This is a genomic window from Enterococcus sp. S183_ASV_20 (genome assembly GCF_018919685.1).
In the GTDB taxonomy this organism is placed as follows: Bacteria; Bacillota; Bacilli; order Lactobacillales; family Enterococcaceae; genus Enterococcus; species Enterococcus faecalis.
This window is the reverse complement of sequence record NZ_JAHLRI010000139.1, coordinates 1-1,330: the sequence shown is the minus strand read 5'-3', so window position 1 is coordinate 1,330 and position 1,330 is coordinate 1. Positions and strand designations below refer to the sequence as shown.

The 1,330-nt window shown below is 34.2% G+C and carries 1 protein-coding gene and 1 pseudogene; both read right to left on the bottom strand.

The annotated features are described in order from the left end of the window. Positions 1-324, bottom strand: a pseudogene (locus KQI94_RS16020) (hypothetical protein); the annotation flags it as partial. A gap of 211 nt (positions 325-535) precedes the next feature. After that, positions 536-1,135, bottom strand: a complete 600-nt coding sequence (locus tag KQI94_RS16015) for a tyrosine-type recombinase/integrase (protein ID WP_002400713.1) — start codon at positions 1,133-1,135, stop codon at positions 536-538. Between the last annotated feature and the right edge of the window lie 195 nt (positions 1,136-1,330).

The window sequence follows — 1,330 nt, the reverse complement described above, 5'->3', positions numbered from 1 at the left end:
CTCTTGGGGCTTCCCAAAAAAGTCAGGACCTATAACTATTTTTTCGCAAATTATGGTAGCGGAACCAAAAGCACCTATGTTTGAATTGATTACTCTATTATTTAATAATGTTATTCTTTCGGAATTACTAGCAATTCCATATATTACTGGGATTTCAGATAATTTATATATTGATGTATCAGTTAACTTTAGATTAATTTCATAGTTATTAGAAGCAGAGTACGTTAATACACCAGCAGAATATTCTTCAAAGTTATCCGCTAAAGACCAAATACCAGATATATCAAGATTATCGAACATAGTTGAATTTGTTGTTTTTACCATATTTAAAATACCTTCCTAAAAAAATTCTATTAAACACCTTATTGGAAACAAAAAAGATGAAAGCATGTGATAGTAATTTTCAAAACATAACTCTTTAAATCATCTAATCCAAACATTTTGAAAGTCCGATAATAATGAACAAAAGACATATAATTACATAATCATATTAAACTATGAATTTTTTCCTTCTATTATATAGGGAATTATTCTTTCATAGATCCAAACTTTTTACTGCGGTATCTTTATCTTCCTGGGTGATCCCGATATAGCGTAAAGTCTCCCGTTGCGAAGAATGGTTAAGCAGCGACTGAATGATCTCTGTTTTGGTTCCTTGCTTGTATAAAAAATAGCCAAAGGTCTTACGCATCGAATGGGGACCAATTTCTTTTAACCCAACTGCAGTTCCTGCTTCATGAATGATCCGCCAAAGGCTTTGTCGGGTCAAAGGCGTATCTGCTCCTTTTCGACTTGGAAACAAATACTTGCTGAAGTCTTGTGCTTGTAACTGCTCAGGAAATTCTGATTGAACATAATCAAGAATCACTTTTCGTAATTTGTTCGAAATGAAGACCGAATTGTGTTTCGCTGTTTTTTGTTCCTTCATGGCCAGACGTTCTTTGACAATTACCCGACCACGGGAAATTTCTAATACATCACTTAATTTCAACTGTCTTAAATCAGAGATTCGATACGCCATATTGATCCCAATCGAAAAAAGCACCAAATTTCGTTGCCCATATTTTCCGGAAGCCAAAATGGCCTTCATGGCATCGATCTTTTTTTTGTCGCGAATCGGTTCCACGCTCTTCATTTTTAGCCTCCTCTCAAATGTTACTTAATATGATTATAACAGATAATAAGTCACATTTAAACAAGCTATAGAAAAAAGGCCCTAAAAGAAAAGTGATTTTCTCTTAGAGCCTCTAAGGATGGAGCGATTTTCACGAATGTGACAGAATCCGATTGTGTCACATTGGACTTTTGATATTTTCGGTAAGATTTGATT